21 protein-coding genes and 3 pseudogenes are annotated in these 19,690 nt (G+C 68.3%); 7 read left to right on the top strand and 17 right to left on the bottom strand.

Annotated features, from left to right (window positions below; translation table 11 throughout):
* Positions 1 to 158: 158 nt before the first annotated feature.
* The 8 genes and pseudogenes from ACQPYK_RS28855 to ACQPYK_RS28820 all read right to left on the bottom strand — a co-directional run.
* Positions 159 to 596 (bottom strand): hypothetical protein, encoded by a 438-nt coding sequence (locus tag ACQPYK_RS28855; RefSeq protein ID WP_433237418.1) that lies wholly within the window; start codon positions 594 to 596, stop codon positions 159 to 161.
* Between the two features lie 21 nt (positions 597 to 617).
* Complete coding sequence (locus ACQPYK_RS28850) at positions 618 to 1,019, bottom strand: transposase (RefSeq protein ID WP_433237415.1); 402 nt, start codon at positions 1,017 to 1,019, stop codon at positions 618 to 620.
* Positions 907 to 1,737 (bottom strand): helix-turn-helix domain-containing protein, encoded by an 831-nt coding sequence (locus ACQPYK_RS28845; protein WP_433237412.1) that lies wholly within the window; start codon positions 1,735 to 1,737, stop codon positions 907 to 909. The genes ACQPYK_RS28850 and ACQPYK_RS28845 overlap by 113 nt, the downstream gene beginning before the upstream one ends.
* A 160-nt stretch (positions 1,738 to 1,897) precedes the next feature.
* On the bottom strand, positions 1,898 to 2,311 hold the full coding sequence (locus ACQPYK_RS28840) for a hypothetical protein (protein WP_433237409.1): 414 nt from the start codon (positions 2,309 to 2,311) through the stop codon (positions 1,898 to 1,900).
* A 163-nt stretch (positions 2,312 to 2,474) separates the two neighbouring features.
* Positions 2,475 to 3,095 carry a site-specific integrase gene (locus ACQPYK_RS28835; RefSeq protein WP_433237406.1) on the bottom strand — a complete coding sequence of 207 codons (621 nt, stop codon included), beginning with the start codon at positions 3,093 to 3,095 and terminating at the stop codon, positions 2,475 to 2,477.
* 70 nt (positions 3,096 to 3,165) lie between these two features.
* Complete coding sequence (locus tag ACQPYK_RS28830; protein ID WP_433237403.1) at positions 3,166 to 3,741, bottom strand: TetR/AcrR family transcriptional regulator; 576 nt, start codon at positions 3,739 to 3,741, stop codon at positions 3,166 to 3,168.
* 132 nt (positions 3,742 to 3,873) lie between these two features.
* On the bottom strand, positions 3,874 to 4,314 hold the full coding sequence (locus ACQPYK_RS28825) for a sensor histidine kinase (protein ID WP_433258934.1): 441 nt from the start codon (positions 4,312 to 4,314) through the stop codon (positions 3,874 to 3,876).
* A 36-nt stretch (positions 4,315 to 4,350) separates the two neighbouring features.
* Positions 4,351 to 4,563 (bottom strand): annotated as a pseudogene (locus ACQPYK_RS28820) (histidine kinase dimerization/phospho-acceptor domain-containing protein); the annotation flags it as partial.
* A 348-nt stretch (positions 4,564 to 4,911) separates the two neighbouring features.
* Here ACQPYK_RS28820 and ACQPYK_RS28815 point away from each other — a divergent pair.
* Entirely contained in the window at positions 4,912 to 5,520 is a 609-nt protein-coding gene (locus ACQPYK_RS28815) for an MFS transporter (protein WP_433237400.1), read from the top strand.
* A 136-nt stretch (positions 5,521 to 5,656) separates the two neighbouring features.
* Here the strand turns inward: ACQPYK_RS28815 and ACQPYK_RS28810 are convergent, their stop codons facing one another.
* Positions 5,657 to 6,646, bottom strand: coding sequence for an ArsR family transcriptional regulator (locus ACQPYK_RS28810; RefSeq protein ID WP_433237397.1), 990 nt, complete (start codon positions 6,644 to 6,646; stop codon positions 5,657 to 5,659).
* A gap of 66 nt (positions 6,647 to 6,712) precedes the next feature.
* Here ACQPYK_RS28810 and ACQPYK_RS28805 point away from each other — a divergent pair, with 66 nt between their 5' ends.
* Together ACQPYK_RS28805 and ACQPYK_RS28800 are read left to right on the top strand one after the other, a co-directional pair.
* A complete protein-coding gene (locus ACQPYK_RS28805) occupies positions 6,713 to 7,990 on the top strand; it encodes an MFS transporter (RefSeq protein ID WP_433258932.1) in 1,278 nt (425 codons plus the stop codon).
* Between the two features lie 52 nt (positions 7,991 to 8,042).
* Positions 8,043 to 8,207 (top strand): hypothetical protein, encoded by a 165-nt coding sequence (locus ACQPYK_RS28800; protein WP_433237394.1) that lies wholly within the window; start codon positions 8,043 to 8,045, stop codon positions 8,205 to 8,207.
* A 105-nt stretch (positions 8,208 to 8,312) separates the two neighbouring features.
* On the opposite strand, the pseudogene ACQPYK_RS28795 reads toward ACQPYK_RS28800, so the two are convergent.
* Positions 8,313 to 9,073, bottom strand: a pseudogene (locus ACQPYK_RS28795) (IS5 family transposase).
* Between the two features lie 642 nt (positions 9,074 to 9,715).
* On the opposite strand from ACQPYK_RS28795, the gene ACQPYK_RS28790 reads away from it, so the two are divergent.
* Positions 9,716 to 10,135, top strand: coding sequence for a transposase (locus ACQPYK_RS28790; protein ID WP_433237391.1), 420 nt, complete (start codon positions 9,716 to 9,718; stop codon positions 10,133 to 10,135).
* A 275-nt stretch (positions 10,136 to 10,410) separates the two neighbouring features.
* Here the strand turns inward: ACQPYK_RS28790 and ACQPYK_RS28785 are convergent, their stop codons facing one another.
* The 6 genes and pseudogenes from ACQPYK_RS28785 to ACQPYK_RS28760 form a co-directional block, all read right to left on the bottom strand.
* The gene (locus ACQPYK_RS28785; protein WP_433237388.1) at positions 10,411 to 10,884 is read right to left on the bottom strand and encodes a PASTA domain-containing protein; all 474 of its coding nucleotides are present in this window, start codon (positions 10,882 to 10,884) and stop codon (positions 10,411 to 10,413) included.
* A 903-nt stretch (positions 10,885 to 11,787) separates the two neighbouring features.
* Positions 11,788 to 12,471 carry a DNA alkylation repair protein gene (locus ACQPYK_RS28780; protein ID WP_433258930.1) on the bottom strand — a complete coding sequence of 228 codons (684 nt, stop codon included), beginning with the start codon at positions 12,469 to 12,471 and terminating at the stop codon, positions 11,788 to 11,790.
* A gap of 13 nt (positions 12,472 to 12,484) precedes the next feature.
* Entirely contained in the window at positions 12,485 to 13,138 is a 654-nt protein-coding gene (locus tag ACQPYK_RS28775; protein ID WP_433237385.1) for an SRPBCC domain-containing protein, read from the bottom strand.
* Positions 13,135 to 13,524 (bottom strand): ArsR/SmtB family transcription factor, encoded by a 390-nt coding sequence (locus tag ACQPYK_RS28770; protein ID WP_433237382.1) that lies wholly within the window; start codon positions 13,522 to 13,524, stop codon positions 13,135 to 13,137. The genes ACQPYK_RS28775 and ACQPYK_RS28770 overlap by 4 nt, the downstream gene beginning before the upstream one ends.
* A gap of 181 nt (positions 13,525 to 13,705) precedes the next feature.
* Positions 13,706 to 14,095, bottom strand: a pseudogene (locus ACQPYK_RS28765) (MFS transporter); the annotation flags it as partial.
* Between the two features lie 205 nt (positions 14,096 to 14,300).
* Positions 14,301 to 14,720 (bottom strand): hypothetical protein, encoded by a 420-nt coding sequence (locus tag ACQPYK_RS28760; RefSeq protein ID WP_433237379.1) that lies wholly within the window; start codon positions 14,718 to 14,720, stop codon positions 14,301 to 14,303.
* A gap of 119 nt (positions 14,721 to 14,839) precedes the next feature.
* On the opposite strand from ACQPYK_RS28760, the gene ACQPYK_RS28755 reads away from it, so the two are divergent.
* The 3 genes from ACQPYK_RS28755 to rph all read left to right on the top strand — a co-directional run bounded on the left by ACQPYK_RS28755 (position 14,840) and on the right by rph (position 19,269).
* On the top strand, positions 14,840 to 15,301 hold the full coding sequence (locus tag ACQPYK_RS28755) for an HIT family protein (protein ID WP_433237376.1): 462 nt from the start codon (positions 14,840 to 14,842) through the stop codon (positions 15,299 to 15,301).
* 1,111 nt (positions 15,302 to 16,412) lie between these two features.
* A complete protein-coding gene (locus ACQPYK_RS28750; RefSeq protein ID WP_433237373.1) occupies positions 16,413 to 16,574 on the top strand; it encodes a hypothetical protein in 162 nt (53 codons plus the stop codon).
* 97 nt (positions 16,575 to 16,671) lie between these two features.
* Complete coding sequence (rph, locus tag ACQPYK_RS28745) at positions 16,672 to 19,269, top strand: rifamycin-inactivating phosphotransferase (RefSeq protein ID WP_433237370.1); 2,598 nt, start codon at positions 16,672 to 16,674, stop codon at positions 19,267 to 19,269.
* A gap of 69 nt (positions 19,270 to 19,338) precedes the next feature.
* Here the strand turns inward: rph and ACQPYK_RS28740 are convergent, their stop codons facing one another.
* Positions 19,339 to 19,464, bottom strand: a complete 126-nt coding sequence (locus ACQPYK_RS28740; RefSeq protein WP_433237367.1) for a hypothetical protein — start codon at positions 19,462 to 19,464, stop codon at positions 19,339 to 19,341.
* Positions 19,465 to 19,690: the final 226 nt, after the last annotated feature.

Below are 19,690 nucleotides of genomic sequence, written 5' to 3'. Positions count from 1 at the left end.
CCATACTGAATCCTCCCCCTGTACACGCAGGTCAGGCCTTCTTCGCTGAATTTACGGCTGGAACTACGAGAACCCCAGTTCGCGACACACCTGTGGGCCTGCCGGACATGACCTAGTGCCGGCGTCAAGCAACCTTTTCCCTGTAATCGTCGGGGGTGTCAGCTCGTGCTAAGTGGTGCATTTTCCTCGGCATCGAGCTGGTGGTCCGCCCAGACGTAGCTTTCGGGAAGCAGGTCGAGGATGGAGACGGTGCGGAGTCTGTCACTTGTGCCGACGATGACCTTGAGGGCTGGGAAGTAGTCGAGAAGGACCTGGCGGCAGCGGCCGCATGGGGGCACAACGCCGCGGTCGCGGTCGCCCACGGCAACGATGGTGTCCAGGTCGTAGGCGCCCTGCGCGGCAGCCGTGCCGATGAGGACCAGCTCCGCGCAGGGACCGCCGGTGAAGTGATAGGCGTTCACCGCCGTGACGATCCGGCCGTCGTGGTTGCGGGCCGCGGCCGCCATGGTGTGGTTGTCGCCCCGGCAGCGTGTGGCCGCGACATGCGCCGCAGCCTGGATCAGTTCATGGTCGACGCGGTTGATCTGTGTGGTCATCTTCTCTGCCTTCATGTGGTGTCAGGCGGCGTTGGCCCGGGCGACGATGGTGCGGAGCCAAAGGTCGGCGGTGTGCTTGTTCCTCCAGATGACGTAGCGGCGGATCATGCTGCCCTGGGCCGTGTGGCTGGGGTGGTCGGTGCCGTCGAGAGCGAAGTACCGCAGGGCGGTGAACTGGGCCTCGATACGATTGAGCCAGGAACTGTTGGTGGGGGTGTAGGCGATCTCGACGTTGTTCGCCTCGACCCGGCGGCACCGCTTGGCGGTCAGGTGCGGCGAGTAGTTGTCACAGACGATGGCGATGCGCACGTCAGCTGGGTAGAGAGTTCGCAGGTAGCGGCAGAACTCCAGGGACTTGGAGCGGTTCTTGGTCTTCTTGATGTGGCCGTAGAGCTTGTCCTTGGCCAGCTCGTAGGCGGCCATCAGGTGCCGCACGCCGTGCGGGCGGGTGTAGGTGGCCTACCTGGGGGCGGGGTTCGCGGTCGGGGTCCTTGTGCGTGCCACCGCGCTCGGCCCACTGCCGGCCGGGGTGGGGCTGGAGGTTGAGCGGGCCGAACTCGTCCATGCAGAAGACGACTTCAGGCTCGCCATCCTCGGGTATGACCTCGCCGTCGGCGATCGCGTAGAGGTGCTCCACACGGGCCTTCTTGGTGGCGTAGTCGGGGTCGCGGGAGGTCTTCCAGGTCTTCACGCGTTGAAACGACACGCCTTCCTGGTGGAGCAGGATGCGAAGGCCCTCGTGGCTGATGTCGTCGACCACCCCCTCGGCGACCAGGAAGTCGGCCAGCTTGGCCAGGCTCCAGGTCGAGAACGGCAGGCCGTGTTCGGCCGGCTTCGACTTCGCGATCTTCTTGATCTCCCGACGCTCGGGCAGCGTGAACGTCTTCGGTCGGCCGCCCCGGTACTTCGGGTACAGGGAGTCGAAGCCATCGGCGTTGAAGTTGTGGATCACATCTCGGACCCTGTCCGCGCTGGTGAACGTCACCTCGGCGATCTTAGCGACATCCATGCTCTGCGCAGACAGCAGCACCATCTGGGCCCGCCGCCAGGTCACCACCGACCCGGTGCCCCGGCGGACAATCCGCAGCAGCCGTTGTCCCTCTTCATCATCGATCTCTCGGACCCGCACGCGTTCAGCCACGTGATCATTCTGACCGCCCGGTGCCGCCCGGTACAGCAACCAGACGATACGTCACAACGGGGCGAACGTTGCCTGATGCGGCACTACGGTGGTTTGTTAAGGCGGGGCGTAGAGGTTGAGGGACCGTCCTGTAGTGACGGCTGTGACCAGGGCTTGTAGCTCAGCGGGCGGGGGCCTGCTCGACCAGCTTCGCCACCAGCGTTGCAGCAGTGCGCAGGGGGTCAGCCAGCCGCGGACGTGGCGGGCGGCCTGGGGCCAGCACAGCGGCACGGGTGGCACTGCGGCGCCGGGGCCCCCTCTCTGCGCCGTCGGCGTCGGCCGGGGTGGGCGGAAGGTGTGGTGGCGGGGCCGGATCGGCGGGCCGGGCATGCCAGCAGAAGGTGAACGCGCAGGCCGCCAGGGCCCAGTGGCGGCGGATCACGGCATCGAAGTCGTCGACGAAAAGCCGGGCTGACCGTTCCCGCGCCTCAGTGTCGATCTCCGCGGATCTGCGGCATCCTGTTGTTCGTCCTCCGCCCGATGCATGATCGTTCAGCGAGGGGTGCCTCATGGCGTTCCACGCCCGCGAGGTCATGATTCTCACCCCGTCATCTCGGGGAGGGGTACGCCGCGGCGTGCGCCGCCCTGGAGCTCGACCCGGGAGGCAGACCAAGTACGCCGGAAAGGGGCCAACCGCAGGTCAGAGGGCATGACGGGTTTCCGAGGGGGCTGACGGAAGATCCGGCCGGCGCCTTTGGTCAGAGATCCTCGACGTAGGCGGCGGCGATGTCGTCGGGTGGGTTGGTATACAGCTTCAGATACCGGTCGCTTGAGTGGCCAAGGCGGCGTTCCAGCTCGGCGCGGTTGTGGCCGGAGGCCTGGGAGAGCAGGTAGGCGAAGGTATGGCGCAGGTCGTGCGGGCGCAGCGTGCCGAGCTGCCGGTCGGCTCCTGCGACCTGAAGGTCGCAGATGGCGCCGATCTGCCCGACGATGGTGTTGATCGAGCGCGGTGACAGTCGTCCGTCGGGCCGGCGCGCGGCGATGGAGCAGGCCGCGAGGAACAGCGCGGTGGAATCGTCGGTGGCGTCGCCGTCGCGTTCGGCTTCGAGGTAGTCGGCCAGCGCGGTGCGGGCATCGCGGCCGAGGAAGACGCTGCGGCTGGTGCGGCCCTTGCCGCGCACCCCGGACGTGCTGCGCCGGGCCAAGCAGGCCAAGCTGACCGGGGTGCGCGGCTCCAGTTGGGCCAGGCCCAGGCCCGCGATCTCGGTGTGGCGCAGTCCGGTGCCGAGCAGGGTCTGCACGATGGCGCGGTCCAGGAGCAGGTACGGCGCCCCGGCCGTGAGCACCTGCTCCTGGACCTCGCCTTCGCCGCCGAGCACGCGGCCCGGGCTGCCGAGCCGGCCGCGCGGGAGAACGGCTGCTGCTCCTTCTCCACTTTCGCCCTCACCATCACCGGCCGGCGTCCGGCCCGCCGGAGGCGTCGATCAGAAGGCGTGCGATGGCCTGGGCCTGGTGGGCCGTCTCGGGGGTGGCGAAAATGCCGGCGGTCGCCAGGGCGCCATTCATGAGGATCGACAGCTGGTCGGCGACGTCCGCGGGCAGGCCCGCCGCCGCCACGAGCTCGCTGAAGTAGTCCGTCACCGCGCCCTTGTGGACACGGATGATGTCGGCGATGCGGTCGGAGACGCTTCCCATCTCACCGAAGGTGTTGATGAAGAAGCAGCCGCGGAATTCCGGCTGGCTGAACGAGTTGTAGAGGTAGTCGAAGACGGCCAGGATGCTATCCACGGGGGTGCTGGCGTGGGAGTCGACGTATCGGATGATGGCCGCGCGGGCATCGATGCTTCGCTGGCGAAGCACCTCGTGCATCAGTTCGTCCTTGGACGCGAAGATCGCGTAGATCCGCTTGAGTGGCACACCCGAAATGTCACGGATGGTGTCCATACCGACCGCGTGCACACCGCGTTCGTTGAAGAGCGCGTCGGCCACCCGCATGATCCTCACTCGATCCGTTTCGTTGCCCAAGCTCGTCACCTCCCTGCGAGGATCGTCGTTCTCTTGCCGTGTGGGCGTCAGGCCGGCGTCGGTGTCGGCTCGGTACCGACGATCTTTACGGGTGGCGCGTTCGAGGGTGGGACGACCGGCCCGGGCGCGGTCTCACAGATCCGGTTCCGTGTTGACGGGCAGCCGGAGCACGAAGCGCACGTCTCCGGTCGGGGTTCCCTCGACGGTCAGGGTGCCGTGATGGGCCTGGGTGATTTCCCGGGCGATCGTCAGTCCGAGCCCCGTTCCCCCGAGGTCACGGCTACGGGAGGTGTCCACCCGGGCGAACAGATCGAAGATCCGGTCCCGGTCGGCCTCGGGCACGCCCCGGCCGTCGTTGGTCACGGTCAGCTCGGCGGTGTCCGCTTCGCGGCGCACCTGCACCAGCACCCGCCGCTCGGCGTGCCGGTGAGCGTTGTCCAACAGGTTGCTGAGCACCCGGCCGATCTGGTCCTCGACGGCGTCGATGGTGACGTGCGGGTCCATGCTGAGCTGGACCCGGTCCCGGTCGCTCCGCCGGGAGATCTCGGCGTCGACCAGCCTCGCCAGATTCACCGACTGCGTTCTCGCTGGCCACGCGGTGTCCAGGTGGGCCAGCAGGAACAGGTCCTCGACGATCGCCTGCAGCCGGTCGAGGTTTCTCAGCGCGCGCTCCAGCACTCCGTCCATGTCGATCTCCTCCGAGTGCAGCCAGGCGTCCTCCAGCTCGGCACGGAGCCCGGCGATGGGCGTGCGCAGCTCATGGGAGGCGTCGGAGGTGAACTGCCGTTCCCGCTGGAGCGCCCGCTCCAGCCGTTCTTCCATGTCGTCCAGGCTGCATCTCAGACCGTCCACCCTTCGGGCGCAGTCGCCGGAAGGAGAGGGTTCGAGCTGAACGATCTGGTCGATGAACGGCGCCAAGGGCTGGCATTGCGACATGACAGCTTCCCTTTCTGGCAAGAAACGGGAGATTTGTCCCGTTATCACACGGTATGAGAACGATGGTTCTCAAACAAGATGTGATACCAGTATTTAGGTAAAGCTCCGGCATGGCCCTCCGCTCCCGTGAACCGGTCGGTCTCGGCCACAGTGCTCTCCTGAAGGGCTGAGGGGATCCCTGACGGCCGTATTAGGTATCCAAGATCGAAGCTAACGTCCTGCTACGACCTTGCTGTGACGCTGACCTGCGGGAACGGCTCATATGGCGGCGTCCGCGGCACCGCGGGCCCGCTCGGCGCGGGCGATGCGCTCGAGGTCGGCGCGGGCGGCGTTCTCCCGCTCCTCGGCCAGCTTTTGGGCGCGCCGGGCCTCGCGCATCGCGCGTTCGGCGGTGATCCGCCCCTGCTCGGCCCGCTCAGCAGCCACTTCGCCGCCTTCACGTTCGTCAGCCCGATCCTGCAGACCATCGCAGGAATCGACAGCGGCCTGATCGGGCCGCTCCTGCTGACCTTCGGCATCGCCGGGATCATCGGCAACTTCATCGTCGGAAGCCTGGTGTCACGCAATCTCCGCGGGGCCGTCATCGCCATCAGCCTCCTGCTCGCCGCGATCCTGGCACTCTTCCCGGTCGTCGGCGGCAACGCGATCGGCGGGGTGAGCCTGCTGATCCTGTGGGGGCTGGCCTTCGGAGGTGTGCCGGTGAGCGCGCAGACCTGGATCCTCCGGGCGGCGCCGCAGTCGGCCGAGGCCGCCACCGCGTTGAACACCTCGGTGTTCAACCTGGTCATCGCGCTCGGCGCCCTGTTCGTCCGCTCGACCCCGGCCTGCTCTGCCTGGGTCTGACAGAACCCAGGCAAAACGGACACCCTCGCGCCGATACTGGGGCCATGGATCGTGCACAGCAGCTCAGCGAGTTCCTCAAGATCCGGCGCGCCCGCCCGCACCCGGACCCCGATCCGTGGGCAGCCCTCCAGCGGCGCTAGCCTCGGGCGATCAGCTCAAGGCCCAGGTCACTGACCGTGTAGTTGACCTCGTGGCGATACCGGTGGCCGGTCACCAGGCCGGTGTCGCGCAGGACGGCCAAGTGCTGGGAGACCGCGCCCAGGCTGAGCCCGGTGCGCGCGGCGAGCTGGGTCGTGGTGCTGGGCGAGCTGGTGAAGGCCAGGATCTGGGCCCGGCTGCGGCCGAGCAGCCGGGCGAGCCCGTCCGTGCCGCCCTGCCGCCGTTCCCACAGCGTGCCGACGGCTCGCGCCGGATACACCAGGGCGGGCGCGACCGCCTGACGGCCGGGGAACGGCCGATCGGACGGCGACCGGCCTGGCGGGAGGTGGCCGGGTGGACGGTGGCCGGGCAGGAGGTGGCAGCGGGTCGCGAAGGCGGTCGGGGTCAGGGTGAGGCCGATACCGCCCGGGTCGACGCCGGTCGCGGGCAGGTCGGGGGAGGCCAGGCGGTCGCCCGACCAGCGCAGCGACGGATGCAGGCCCGCGAACATAATCCGGATGCCGTCCTCGGCGAGCTGCCTGGTCCGGTGGGCGATGTCGGCCTCCAGGAGCGCGCGGACACGCGGCCAGTGCGGCTGGACCGCCGCCCGCCACCACGCCAGCACGGCGTCGGCCAGCTCGTCGGCGGCCCGTACCGGCTCCTCGGCCAGGCGGTGCGCGCCCACCGCGTCGAGGTCGGCGCGGACCCGCTCGGCCGGGGTCGCCCGGACGAGGGCGAGCTCTTCCTCGATCTCGGCCAGCGGACAGGGCGGCGGTGGCGTCAGGAACGCCGGGACGCCGCCGGGCAACCCTCGCAGGGGCGCGGCGAGGTCGCGCTCCAGGAGGCGCGCGGTCCTGATCCAGGGCAGGTGGACGGCGTGCGCGCCCGGGTCGGCGACCGCCCGGAATGCGGCCAGACTTTCCCACAGGGGCGAGATGGCGAACCTGACGTTGACGAGGTCATGCATCCCGAACCGCACCGCGCCCATGTATACCCCTCCCCCGCAACTTTTCGCCCAGCCTAAAACACTCGCGGAGACCATGGCGGCGTGAGGATGCTGGACGTCATGATCCCCTCTCGCACCAGCCTGTTCTTCCATGCGGATTTCCGGAGATTTTGGGCGGCCGACTCGGTGAGCCAGGCCGGGGCGGCCGTGACGCTCATCGCGCTGCCGCTCGTGGCGATCGGCCTTCTCGACGCGACGCCGTTCGAGACCGGGCTGCTGGTCATGTTCGAATATCTGGCGTTCCTGGTCATCGGCCTGCCCGCGGGGGCGTGGGTCGATCGCGGCAGCAGCCGGCGGGTGATGATCGCGGGCGTGTTGGGGCGGGCCGTGCTGATGGGGTCGATCCCCATGGCGCACTGGCTGGGCGTTCTGACGCTGCCCCAGCTGTACGGCGTCGCGTTCGGGGTGTCGGTGTGCACGGCCTTCTTCGACGTGGCGTACCAGAGCTACCTTCCACACCTGGTCGACGACGGGCAGCTGGTGGAGGCCAACGTCAAGCTGGAGGCGACCCGCAGCATCGCGCAGGTGGGCGGCCCAGGGGTGGGCGGGGCGCTGGTGGGCGCGCTGACCGCGCCGGCGGCGATCGTGGTGGACGCCGCCGGGTTCCTGGCCGCCGCGCTTTTGCTGACCCGCGTCGGCAGCGCCGGGCAGGGGGACGACACGCGCAAGATTGCCGGCGAGTCGCGACTGGTGCAGGAGATCGCCGAAGGACTGCGGTTCGTGTTCGGCCATCGGACGCTGCGCGCGATCACGCTCACCGCGGCGATCTCGAACCTCTGCGGCACGGTCGGCGCCTCGATGCTGCTCGTGCTGCTCAACAGGGAGCTCGGGCTGTCGCCCTTTCTGTGCGGTCTGGTGTTCGCGGCGGAGGCGGTGGGCGCTTTGGTGGGCAGCCTGCTGACGGCGCGGATGGCCAGCCGGTTGGGGCAAGGGCCGGCGATGTGCCTGTCGGTGGTGGTGAGTGGGGCGCTGTGGCTGCTGGCGGTGCCGATGTACCAGGCCGACTGGCGCTTCGCGGTGGCCGTGGCACTGCAGGGACTGGGCTGGGTCGTCTTCATGACCTTCAAGATCAACTCAGTGGCATTCCGGCAGGGGGTGTGCCCGAAGCCACTGCTGGGCCGAATGACGGCGTCGGTCAGGTTCGTGGTGTGGGGGGCCATGCCGGTGGGTGCCCTGCTCGGCAGCGTGCTGGGGCAGGGGCTGGGCGCCCGCGAGGCCATCTGGGCCGGCGTTGTGGGAGAGCTGTTCGCGGCGCTCCCCATGCTCTTCTCGCCGCTGCGAACCCTGCGCGAGCTGCCCACCGCACTGACGCTCCCCGCACGCTGAAGCTCGGGCCACCTCAGGACCGGGACACCTCGAAGGACAAGCCGCCCTGCGCATGGCGATCGGCACCGGCCTGGTCGAGCCGGACGCCGTTTTCCACGCCGATCGCGGCTTGAGTTACACCAGCGACGCCTTCGGCTGGTTCTACATCAACGTGCAGCTCCGCCGCGCGGCCGGCCGAACCGGTGTCTCGTGGTGCTCACGGCCGACCATGGTATGAGCGCCAAGTCCGACGACGCAGGCTGCCCGCGCGTGGTCTACATCGAGGATGAGGTCCGCCGCATCCTCGGCATCCCCACCCGCCCTAGGGCGGGTCTTCAAAGTGTCATAGCCACATCAGTAGCGAGGCGAGGGTGACCGCGGCCTGGTAGGACTCGGCGGTCTTGTCATAGCGGGTGGCGATGCCACGCCATTGCTTGAGCCGGTTGAAGCAGCGCTCCACGACATTGCGGCGCTTGTACAACTGCTTATCGAAGACCGGTGGGCGTCCGCCCCGCGAACCGCGCCGGGCCCGGTTGCCGACCTGGTCGGCGCGCTCGGGAATGGTGTGGGCGATGCCGCGCCGCCGCAGCCAGGCACGGATCGCCCGCGAGCTGTAGCCCTTGTCGCCGATGAGGTGATCGGGCCGCACGCGGGACCGCCCCATGCCGATCCGCGGCACCCGGACGGCCTGCACCAACTGCGCCAGAGGGGTGCAGTCGTTGACGTTGCCGCCCGTCACCAGCAGCGCGAGCGGGCGGCCCCGCCCGTCGCAGACCAGGTGGATCTTGGAGGTCAGTCCGCCCCGGGAACGTCCAAGCGCCGTCGCGCGCCCCCTTTTCGCGCCCCGGCGGCGTGCTGATGGGCGCGCACGATGGTGGAGTCCACGCATACCAGCCAGTCGACGTCGCCGGCGGCATCGGCTCTGGCCTGGACCGCCTGCAGCATCGCCGTGAAGGTGCCGTCCAGGGCCCAGCGGCGAAACCGGGTGTGCAGCGACCTCCAGGAGCCATAGCGCTCGGGCACATCCCGCCAGGCCACCCCGGCCCGGAACTTCCACACGATCCCATTGAGCACCCGCCGGTCATCGGCCCGGGGCCGGCCCATCCCCGACTTCGGCAGCAACGGCTCTAACGCCTGCCACTCAGCATCGGTCAGCTCATAACGTCGCACCACGACTTACATGTTGCACGACTCCCACCCACTTTGAAGACACGCCCTAGCCCGGATCGGCATCCCCGCACCAGCATGGGCCAGCCCGCGCACCTGGATGAACTGGCTGGCCACCTTCTGGCACGACGCCCAGCCGCACGGCCGCCTGGGCCGCGGCGAGCATTTCAACGGTCCGCACCGCGTTCAGGCCGTCATGCAGTTCGGCCCACGGCCGCATCCTGGCGAGCGTCTGCTCCTGGCCGGCGATGGGTCAGCGACGGATATGGCGGCGGCTGGGTTGCTCCGTTCCGTGAGGAATCACCGTGACTTCGCCGCCGGCGGGCCAGGCAAGGGGAGATTCCTCAGGAGGGTCTCAGCGTAAGCACTCGGTGGCCGACCTCGGCCGATGCCGACCTCGGAGAGTCGGGCCGCTGTCATCCCAGCTGCGATCATCACTGCCGCCCCGAGCGTACCGCGCCTGGCTACAGCACAAACCCGCAGGTCAAAATAGGTGCGTCATCGGAGCCGACCACCATGAGGCCACCGTCGCCCAGGAACTCCTGGTCACAGAAAAGGAGGCGCTCATCGTGCTGGGTGATGCCGCCTACGGCACCGGCCCGGCCCGCCAAGCGCTGCAGGCGGCCCAACGCCACCGGCGCCCGGATCGTCCAGTTCAAAAAGCGGTGCGCCGACTGCCCGCTGCGGGCGCGGTGCACCACCGCAGCGAGCGGGCGCACCCTCAACATCCACCCGCCTCACGACCTGCCGGGCGCCGCTCGACGTCAGGCCGCCACCGATCCGGCCTGGCAGGCCGGCTACCGCCGCCGGCGGCCACCGGTCGAACGCGGCGTGGCCTGGCTGGTCGCCCGGGGCAGCCGCCGCCTGCGCTATCTGGGTGCAATCAAGAACAACCTCTGGCTCCACACCCGCGCCGCTGCCCTGAATCTCCGCACGTTGATCCACCTCGGACTCGCCTGCACCGGCGGGGTTTGGACACTGGAGCCGGTCACCGCCTGACGGCGGGCAGGCATCCGCCCAGCACGGGTCCAAAACAAGATTTTCAGTGATCTTCTAGCTGGCCTCCTCCTCCCCGAACATGTCCCCGGCCGCCAAGTAGCGGTGCGGCTCTGTTCTCGGAAGTGTCGAGCTGGGATTTCACCCCTGCCTCGTACATGTTCTCGGAAGCTTTGGCCGTCTCCGCTTCCGAGAACAGGGGCTTCCCGGAAACCTGGTGATCTGCGCAGACCTGCCTACCTTGGGGCTGGGGACATGTTCGGGGAGGAGGACGCCGACTACGGGGTGCATGATCCCTTGCTGTCGGCGACTCGCAGGCTCAGCGTCGTGCCGTAGTGCTGACGCATGCTCTGGCCGGCAGGCGGGTTCTGGGTACAGACGGTGCGTTCGAGGTGCGAACTGTCGTCGTATCCCTCGGTCACGAGAGGCTGGCTGCTGACGATCGGGAAGCCGAGCTGCAAGGCGGCCTGTTTCGCCTCATTGCCGGTCGTGCCGACGAAGTTCGGCACGACCGGCCAGGTGGTGACGCGGCCGTCGGACGGACAGGGCACCTGCGGGGGCAGGAAACCGAACTCCACCTTCTTCGCCTGGGAGTCCTCGACCTGCGTGCAGACGATCCAGGTACCGGAGTAGGACTCACCGTCGAACAGATGGCCGTCCGGTAGGGCCCTGTAAGCGGTGGTGTAGGTGGGCCAGGAGCGCCCCAGTTCGCCGCTGACGGCGTCGAGCGTCTTTCCTTTGAAGGGGGGCAATGCAGGTGACGGACGTTGCGATCGTGCGCCGCTTTCCCCGCTCGCTCGAGTGGAGGCGTTGTCCTCGCCCCCGCCCGAGCAGGCCGCCAGGCTGAGCACGGGCACTGTCAATAGAGCGAGAACAAGGGGCCTGACTCCCACCATATGCTGCTCCCGAGCGTGATCGACATGACGCGACTTTTGAGAAGGAACGTTATCGGGAGCCAGACCTCCGGCGCAGGCCGAGGCCGACCCCATCCAGCGCCGCCGTCCCCGCTGAAATCAACCCCAACCGGATGACCACACAAGGTCACGCGATCGGCCAGACCCGCAGCGCCTGATCGTCGTCGGGATCGAGCTCGACCCGGTAGCCGGCGGCGCGTAGCGCCTCCTCATACCGCACCAGCCCTTGCGCCGAGATGTCGGCGTCGTCGGCGCGGGCAATGGCGAAGGGCGTCCGGACTGCGGGCGCTGACGCAGGCAGCGGACGGCTTCGGCGGATTCGACGGCCAGTACGAGCCGAGGTCGTCCGCCGGCTACAACAGGAGGGCTGGGAGATTGACCCGGAGGACCTGGCGCAGGTCTCGCCGTACCTGACAGAACAGGTCCGCCGCTTCGGCGAATACTCCACCCACGAACTCGGCGACACCCCCGCCGCCTACGACCCCCGGGCCTGGATGTCGACTTCACCTCGCTACGTGGCGAGGCACCCGCCGCGGCCGGCTACGGCCAGGCCGCCTGAGCGCGGCTTGGGCGCGGAGCCGAATGGGGAGGTCGGTGGTGCGGCGGGGAGCGGGCTCAGCTCGCCTACCGGTAGCGGTCAACGATCGCGGCGCGCAACGCCGGGGCAGATACACCGAGCGCCGATCGTCCGGTACCAGCCGCTCGACTGTCCCCATGCCCGAGGCGACGAGCCACCGTCAATCAGGCCACCGTGTCGTCGTGCTGTCGGCGCACCATCTCGGCGATCCAGGTAGGCGCGAACGGAGATGTGCAGCCCGGGGACGTCGGGTAGTCCTTGAGCACCTGGAGGCGCTCACCGATGTCGATCGCACGGGGGCGGTGCTCGGCGTGCTCGATCCCGATCTGGGCCAGGCAGTTGTTCATCTCCCACTGCAGCCGGTCCTGGGCGTCCTTCATCTCCGCCTCGATGACGTCGAGCAGTCCTGCGAGGTCGAGGCCCTCGGGCTTCTTCGCCACCCGGTCGGCGGTCAGCGCCCAGCCGGCACTCGCGACCACCGGATCTGGGTCGGCGGACCAGGCCAGGCGCAGCTCTTCGGCGTGCGGGTTCTTCTTCACCACGTAGTTCACCAGCCAGTTGTGCACCTTGGGAGGGCACGTCTGGCGCAGCATGGCGTCCAGCTCGTCGCGCCCGAACGCCTTCGGGCGGCAGATCAGCAGCGCCAGCAGCCGCGCCGCGGAGTCGTCCGTCTCCCAGAGCCGGCGCGCGAGTTCCTGCTGCGTCTTCAGCCGCTTGGCGAGCACGCGCAGCTTGCCGAGGTTCACACCGTGATCGTCACCGTGTTTCTCGTTCACCTCGCGTGTCTTGGGGTCGGCGAGCTCGGCCAGCTCGGCCATCACCTCGGCCACCATCGCCCCGGTCGGCATCGTCTTGGCCACCTCAGTGTCCTGTCTCGTCGTGGGGGGCGTAGTGCTGGGTTGCGAACGCGACCGCCGCGGCGATGTCATCGTCGCTGGTGCCCCAGGCGGCCTGGATCGCCTGTCCCCAGGCTTGGCTGCTGCGCACCGCGAGCTCCTTGACGTCCGGTGCGTTCTCCCAGGTCGCCGGGTCGATGCCCTCGCCGCGCAGGTGCAGGTCCAGGCCGAGGAGGGCGAGGTCCCAGCCGGTGCCGATGCCGATGGTGCCGCCGGGGCCGTAGGCGCGCAGCATCTCGTCGACGAACTCGGTGGGGGAAGCGTGCTCCAGCTCGAAGACGGTGTCGCCGTCCTCGCCCTTAGAGAGGCGAACCTCGACCTCGGTGGCCATGCCTTCTCCCATGGTCCAGGTCACCTTGAGCAGGTACGGCTCCTCGCAGCGCAGGATCTCCCCGCCGGCGTTGCCCTCGAGCTGAAAGGTGCCGCCCAGGCGGAGATCACCGCTGACCGGCCCCAGCCATCGGCCGATCCGGTCGGGCTCAGTGCAGGCGCTCCAGACGTCCTCGATCGCGGCGTCGTAGGTACGGCGCAGCAGCACCGAGCGCCCCGCACCCGTGCTGACGGGCTGGTTGCCGATCTCCCGGTGGGCGGCGTTGACCTGGTTGATGACGTCGATCACGTGTCTTCCTTGCTCTTGGTGGGTGGTTTGCCGCCCCCCGACGGCCCGTCTCCGCGCCGTTCACCGCGTTCGCGCTTGCCCCGCGCGAGTTCGGTGCTCAGCGCGTCCAGGCTCTGGTTCCAAAACCGCCGGAAGTGCTCCAGCCAGACGTCGACCTCCTGTAGGGGCTGGGCGTCGACCGCGTAGAGGCGGCGTGTGCCCTCCGCCCGGACGGTCGCGAACCCCGACTCCCGCAGCACGCGGAGGTGCTGCGAGGTGGCCGGCTGGGAGATCCCGAACTCCTCGCGAATGTGGCCGCTCACTGCACCGGCGGTCTGCTCGCCCTCGGCGAGCAGCTCCAATATCCGGCGGCGAACGGGGTCGCCGAGTACGTCGAAGGCGTGCACGGATCCATGATTTCAGCGACGACTTATATAAGTCAAGCCTTAATCTCTGCTGCCGGCCGAGACTGGGGACGCGGCGGACTTGGTTGCGGGCAAGTGCGGTCATCGCCAGAGCTCCTGAGCCCGCGCGATCCCGCGGCCCCACTCGACGGCCCGGCGACGGAAGGGGAGTGCCGCCGATCTGGATCAGCGCGTTGGCCTCGATCAGTGCCTCACGGGCGACCAGGCGCGCCAGCACGCTCTTCATCGCGGGTTGAAAGAACGCGGTGGTCGCACCGGCGAGCGCTCCCAGACCGGTTAGCGTGGTGACCGTGGCGGCGCCGGTCGCCACCAGCGCCGTCGCCGCCGTCTGGGTGAGGGCGTTGACGATCTGACAGGCGATGATGATGGCCGGGCGGGGCAGCCGGTCGGCCAGCACCCCGGCCACCGGGGTCACCGCGAGGAAAGCGAGGGGGTCGACCAGAAGGACGGCGCTGAGGGTGCCCGGCTCCGCCGCCACCGGCGATCGCGGCGAAGGGCAGACCAAGGGGCGCGACCGTCGTGCCCAGGGTCGAGGCCAGACGGGCGGCGGCATGACGGCGGTAGCGCGCATTGGTGCGTAGCAGTTCCGCAGAGCCGGCCAAGCGGCGGGGTATCACATGCTCCTCCAGGGCATCGGTGCCCGGCCCGCCGTACCGTGCGGTGGTGTTGGGCGCGGGGGCCGCCGGATGTCCGGTGCGCCTGTACGGACGGCCGCCCCGAGCGGCGATCGTCGGCGGGGGCGGCGTCGAGCGCCGTCATCACGGCTCCCGCGTGGCGCGGATCAGACGGCAGGAGGTCGGGTCGGTCTCGCTGTCGATGCGATCGAGGGAGGTGACGGTGAAGCCGTGCTCGGCCAGTAGCCACCTCCACAGGGCGGACGCGAGAACCCAGCGGTGCACCGTGTCGGGTTCTTGGCCGGTGATCTGCAGCCGCTGCGGCGACGGCTCCACCGCCTGTGACGGTCCTTCGTCCAGATAGTTGGTGTGCAGCACGGAGGCGGCCAGCAGACCACCCGGCCGCGACGCCGCGAAGACACCCGGCAGCAGCAGTGACGGCGGGGTGAAGCAGACCGCTCCGTGGACGCTGATGATCACATCGAACTCCTCGGCGTGCCGTAGGTAGTCGACGGCGTCGGCCTGCACCAGCGTCAGGCCGGGCAGCGCACCGTAGGCGAACACGGCGCGCGCGTACTGGCATAATGCACGATCAGCGAGGCGCGGCCGTCAGTGGGCCGGTGGTTCGCCACCTGGGGTAGGCGGGCGGCCGGGGCCGGGTCCGCGGGTGGGATGATGGGCACATGGGCGTCCCGGACGGCCTCTCCTGCGTGTTCTGCGACATCGTCGCGGGACGGGCTGAGGCTAGTGTGCCCTACGAGGACGAGGCCGTCGTCGTGATCATGGATACCCATCCTGTGGCTCCCGGCGACGCGCTGGTCGTGCCGCGCGCGCATGCCGTAGGGCTCGAAGACCTCGACGAGGAGACCAGCACGCGCATGTGGCGGATCGGCCACCGCCTGGCTCGTGCGCTACGCCTTTCACTGCTGCGTTGCGAGGGCGTCAACGTCTTCCTCGCCGATGGCGAAGTGGCCTGCCAGCAGGTGTTCCACGTGCACCTGCACGTGTTCCCGCGGCACCGCGGTGACGGGTTCAGGCTTCAGGTGGACCCGATCAACAGGGAGCGGCGGCTGCTGGACCAGGACGCGTCCGCGCTGCGCGCTGCGCTGTACGCGCTCTGCCCCGGACCACCCTCCACTGGCTGACGTCACGGGTACCGATCGTCGTGTGTGGTGGTGTCCGCGGCGGGAACGCCAGCTTGCCGTAGTGGTCGGCCTCGATCGGGGCGACGCGGGCGAGTAGGCCCTCCCGGCCCGTGACGACTTCCCGACGAAACCGGGTCTCATCTCCTGTTGCCTTCTCCCCGGCGCGCCTTCACCAAGGCCGGCCGGTCACGATCGAGGTGCGCGCACGCCAGCCACTTGCGCCGGATCAGTACCTGGGGTTCCGGTCTGACCCGGGCATCCTGAAGAGCTTCTTGCGAAATGGCGATGCTCGCAACTCGCTCACAAAATTCGCAAAGTCTATTGCGGATCGCTCACCCGGTTATTAAATGAGGCTCGGCGCTTCCATTCTGCGTGTTTTAAATAACTTCACCACATCTGTGATCATTAATGTTGCAGGCTCATTGCCGGCAAACGAAAGCCATGTATAAGGTGGTCGGTTGCAGAGGGCATCATTGCTTTCATCGGAGAACGCCTTCCCGTCTTTACTGGCGTATCCCCTCACTATGATGCTTCCCGATATGCTGACACACTGGCCGGAAGCATTCACATAGACAGGCCCCGTCGAGTATGCGGAGAAGCTGTCGGCGATCTTCTTTTGTTCGTACCACTTGCCGTCTAGGCCCTTGTGTCCAACCCCGGGCCGGGTTTCCCAGACGATGCTGGCGGTGATGTGGGAGACGTCAGGATGGCCGGCCGATTTGAGCTAGGGCGACCGTCAAGCTCGGCGGTCGTCCGTTTGGCGAGCTTCGCCCAGCGCTCGCGTTGCGGGACGACGTCCGGAAGAACGGCGGCGCGCTCGACGATGTTCGGGCCTCGTCGACGAAGAGAAGAACTTCTCGTGCCGCGGCTGCACCCGTAGGCCGATGGGACATCCTCCTGGGCCAACGACGTGTACCGCTGTACGCGGCGCGCCGCCGCTTCACGAGAAGGGTTTGTCCGCCCGCAGCGGACGACTCAAAAGGCAAGGCAAGAAGATCTCACTCCTTGCCACTCTCAACGTATAGCGGACTGGGGGGCTTGCCGCAAGACCCGGGTCGTGCCGCAGAATCGTCGGCCGGACCAAGAACGGACGAAGACATGGGGGCACGACGTGCGTGTGTCGTTATCGACCTATGAGGGACGCGGTGACGTCGGACCGCTGGTGGGACTGGCGGTGCGGTTGCGGGCGCTCGGCGCGGAGGTGCGGGTGTGCGTGCCGCCCGACTGGGCGAAGCGGCCGGCCGGCTCGTCAGGAGAAGGCGACGAGAGATGAGGACGTGCCCAACAAGAGGTTCGACAGAACTGGAGGCGCCGGTGATTCGACCGGCCAGTGCAGGGCAACGGAGCACGACCACCTCGGAGGTATCGCGATGATCGAGCAGTACGTGTTGGGTCTTCAGGAGATTGACGAGATGCAGGTCGCGGTCGTTGGCGGCAAGGGCGCGCATCTGGGCGGGCTGTCGCGGATCGACGGCATCCGCGTGCCGGCCGGCTTTTGCGTGACGACGGACGCCTTCCGGCGGATCATGGCGGAAGCGCCGTCGATCGACGATCGGCTCGATCAGCTGTCGCGCCTGAACCCGGATGACCGGGAGGCGATCCGCACACGCAGCGCGGACATCCGCCGGACCCTCGAAGGGATCGCCGTTCCGGGTGATCTCGCGGTGGCGATCACCCGCGCTCTCGCCCAGCTCGGCGAGCAAGCTGCCTACGCCGTCCGATCCAGCGCGACGGCAGAGGACTTGCCGACGGCCTCCTTCGCCGGCCAGCAGGACACGTACCTGAACGTGGTGGGGCCGGCGGCGATCCTCCAGCACGTCAGCCGGTGCTGGGCCTCGTTGTTCACCGAGCGGGCCGTGACCTACCGCCAGCGGAACGGCATCGATCACCGTACGGTCCACATGGCCGTGGTCGTGCAGCAGATGGTCTTCCCGCAGGCGGCCGGCATCCTGTTCACAGCCGACCCCGTCACGTCCAACCGAAGGGTCGTCTCCGTAGAGGCCAGCTTCGGCCTCGGTGAGGCCTTGGTCTCCGGCCTGGTGAACGCGGACGTCTACAAGGTGCGCGACGGCGAGGTCGTCGCCAAGGCGGTCGGCGCCAAGAAGCTCGCCATCCACGCCTCGCCGGCGGGCGGGACGCAGGAACAGGCGATCGACCCGGAGCGGCAGGAGCAGCCGGCGCTGACGGATGCGCAGGTCGTGCGGCTCGCGCAGCTCGGCCGGCGGATCGAAGCGCACTTCGGCCGTCCCCAGGACATCGAATGGTGCCTGGTCGACGACGGCTTCCAGATCGTCCAGAGCCGGCCGATCACCACGCTGTTCCCCATCCCCGAGTCCGGCGACCGGGAGAACCACGTCTATGTCTCCGTCGGCCATCAGCAGATGATGACCGACCCCATGAAGCCTCTGGGGCTCTCCTTCTGGCAGATGACGACCCCCGCGCCCATGGCCGAGGCCGGCGGCCGCCTGTTCGTCGACGTCACCCAAAGGCTGGCCTCGCCGAGGAGCCGCGCCAGCCTCCTGGAGCTCGCGGGGAGATCCGATCCGCTGACCGGGGACGCGCTGCAGACCATCCTCGAGCGCGACGGCTTCATCCGGCCGCTGCCTGACGAGGGTCCCCCCGGGCCGCTGTTCGGCGGCGCGCCAGCCCCGATCGAGACCGATCCGGCCATCGTCACCGAGCTGATCGGGCGCAGCGAGGCATCCATCGCCGCCTCGAAACGCGACATCCGGACGAAGTCCGGAGAGGCGCTGCTCGACTTCATCCGGGCGGACATCCAGGAGCTGAAGCGGATCTTGTTCGATCCGCAGAGCCATCAGGTGTTCATGTCGGCGATGGAGGCCACGTGGTGGCTCAACGAGCAGCTGGAGGCGTGGCTGGGCGAGAAGAACGCGGCGGACACGCTCACGCAGTCCGTGCCTCACAACGTCACGTCGGAGATGGGGCTGGCGCTGCTGGGCGTCGCTGACGTGATCCGCCCGCATCCGGACGTGGTGGCGTTTCTGCAGCACGTCGAGGACGAGGGTTTCCTGGACGAGCTGCCCAAGCTCGCGGGCGGGCGGGAAGCGCGAGACGCCATCGAGGCCTGGCTCGACAAGTACGGCATGCGCTGCGTCGGCGAGATCGACATCACGCGGCCGCGTTGGAGTGAACGCCCCTCCACACTCGTGCCCATGATCCTCGGCAACATCAAGAACTTCGAGCCGGGAGTCGGCGAGCGGCGCTTCGAGCAAGGGCGGCAGGAGGCCTGGAAGAAGGAGCAGAAGCTGCTGGAGCGCTTGCGGGCCCTGCCGGACGGGGAGCGCAAGGCCGAAGAGACAAAGCGGATGATCGACCGGGTCCGGACCTTCATCGGGTACCGGGAGTATCCGAAGTACGGCATGGTCAGCCGCTACTTCGTGTACAAGCAGGCCTTGTTGGAAGAAGCCGAGCGCCTCATGCAGGCCCACGTACTCCGTGAGAAGGAAGACATCTTCTACCTCACGTTCCAGGAGCTCCACGACGTCGTGTGCACGAACCGCGTGGATGACCAGCTCATCGGCCGGCGCAAGGACGCGTTCAGGTCGTATCAAGCGCTCACGCCGCCCCGGGTGCTCACGTCGGATGGCGAGGTCATAGTCGGGGCGTACCGGCGCGACGATATGCCGGCCGGCGCGCTGATCGGCCTACCGGTCTCCGCCGGGACCGTCGAAGGGCGCGCTCGCGTCATCCTGGACATGGCACAGGCCGATCTCGAACCGGGCGACATCCTCGTCACGGCCCACACGGACCCCAGCTGGACGCCCCTCTTCGTCGCCATCGCAGGCTTAGTGACGGAGGTCGGAGGATTGATGACTCACGGCGCAGTGATCGCACGGGAGTACGGATTGCCGGCCGTCGTCGGTGTGGTAGACGCCACCCGACTGATCCCTGATGGGCAGCGGATCCGCGTGCACGGAACCGACGGGTACGTCGAGATTCTGCCTTGACTGATCACACCGAGAACGCCCATCCATAGCTTCCGGCCAAAACATCGCTAAGCAGTTGATCTTTCTGGGTCAGCGGTCGACGGTGAGCCGGGCGGTGGCGTCGTCGAGGTCATGAGCGGGGCCGACCTGCGGCAACGCCTTCATCAGCCGGGCATAGAAGCATCGCGCCGAAAGCATGGATTTGAGCACAGCCAAGCTCGTCACCTTTCGTGACGGCCTGACAGATAGCGCCGCCGGTTTCCTGCCACATACCTCCGCGCGTCACACCACCCAGAGGCGATCGCCGTATCGACCGGGCGGAGCCGACTGCATTCGCAGTCACACACCGCCTCGCCGTCGGAGCGACGGCCCAGAAGCTGAGAGCATAACCCCGCCCTTATCGCACCATCGCACCCTCCTGATCATCACAGTGACGATCAGT

Origin of the sequence: Streptosporangium sp. CA-135522, assembly GCF_050949235.1 — a bacterium.
Lineage (GTDB): Bacteria > Actinomycetota > Actinomycetes > Streptosporangiales > Streptosporangiaceae > Streptosporangium.
This window is presented reverse-complemented; position numbering and strand designations above follow the sequence as displayed.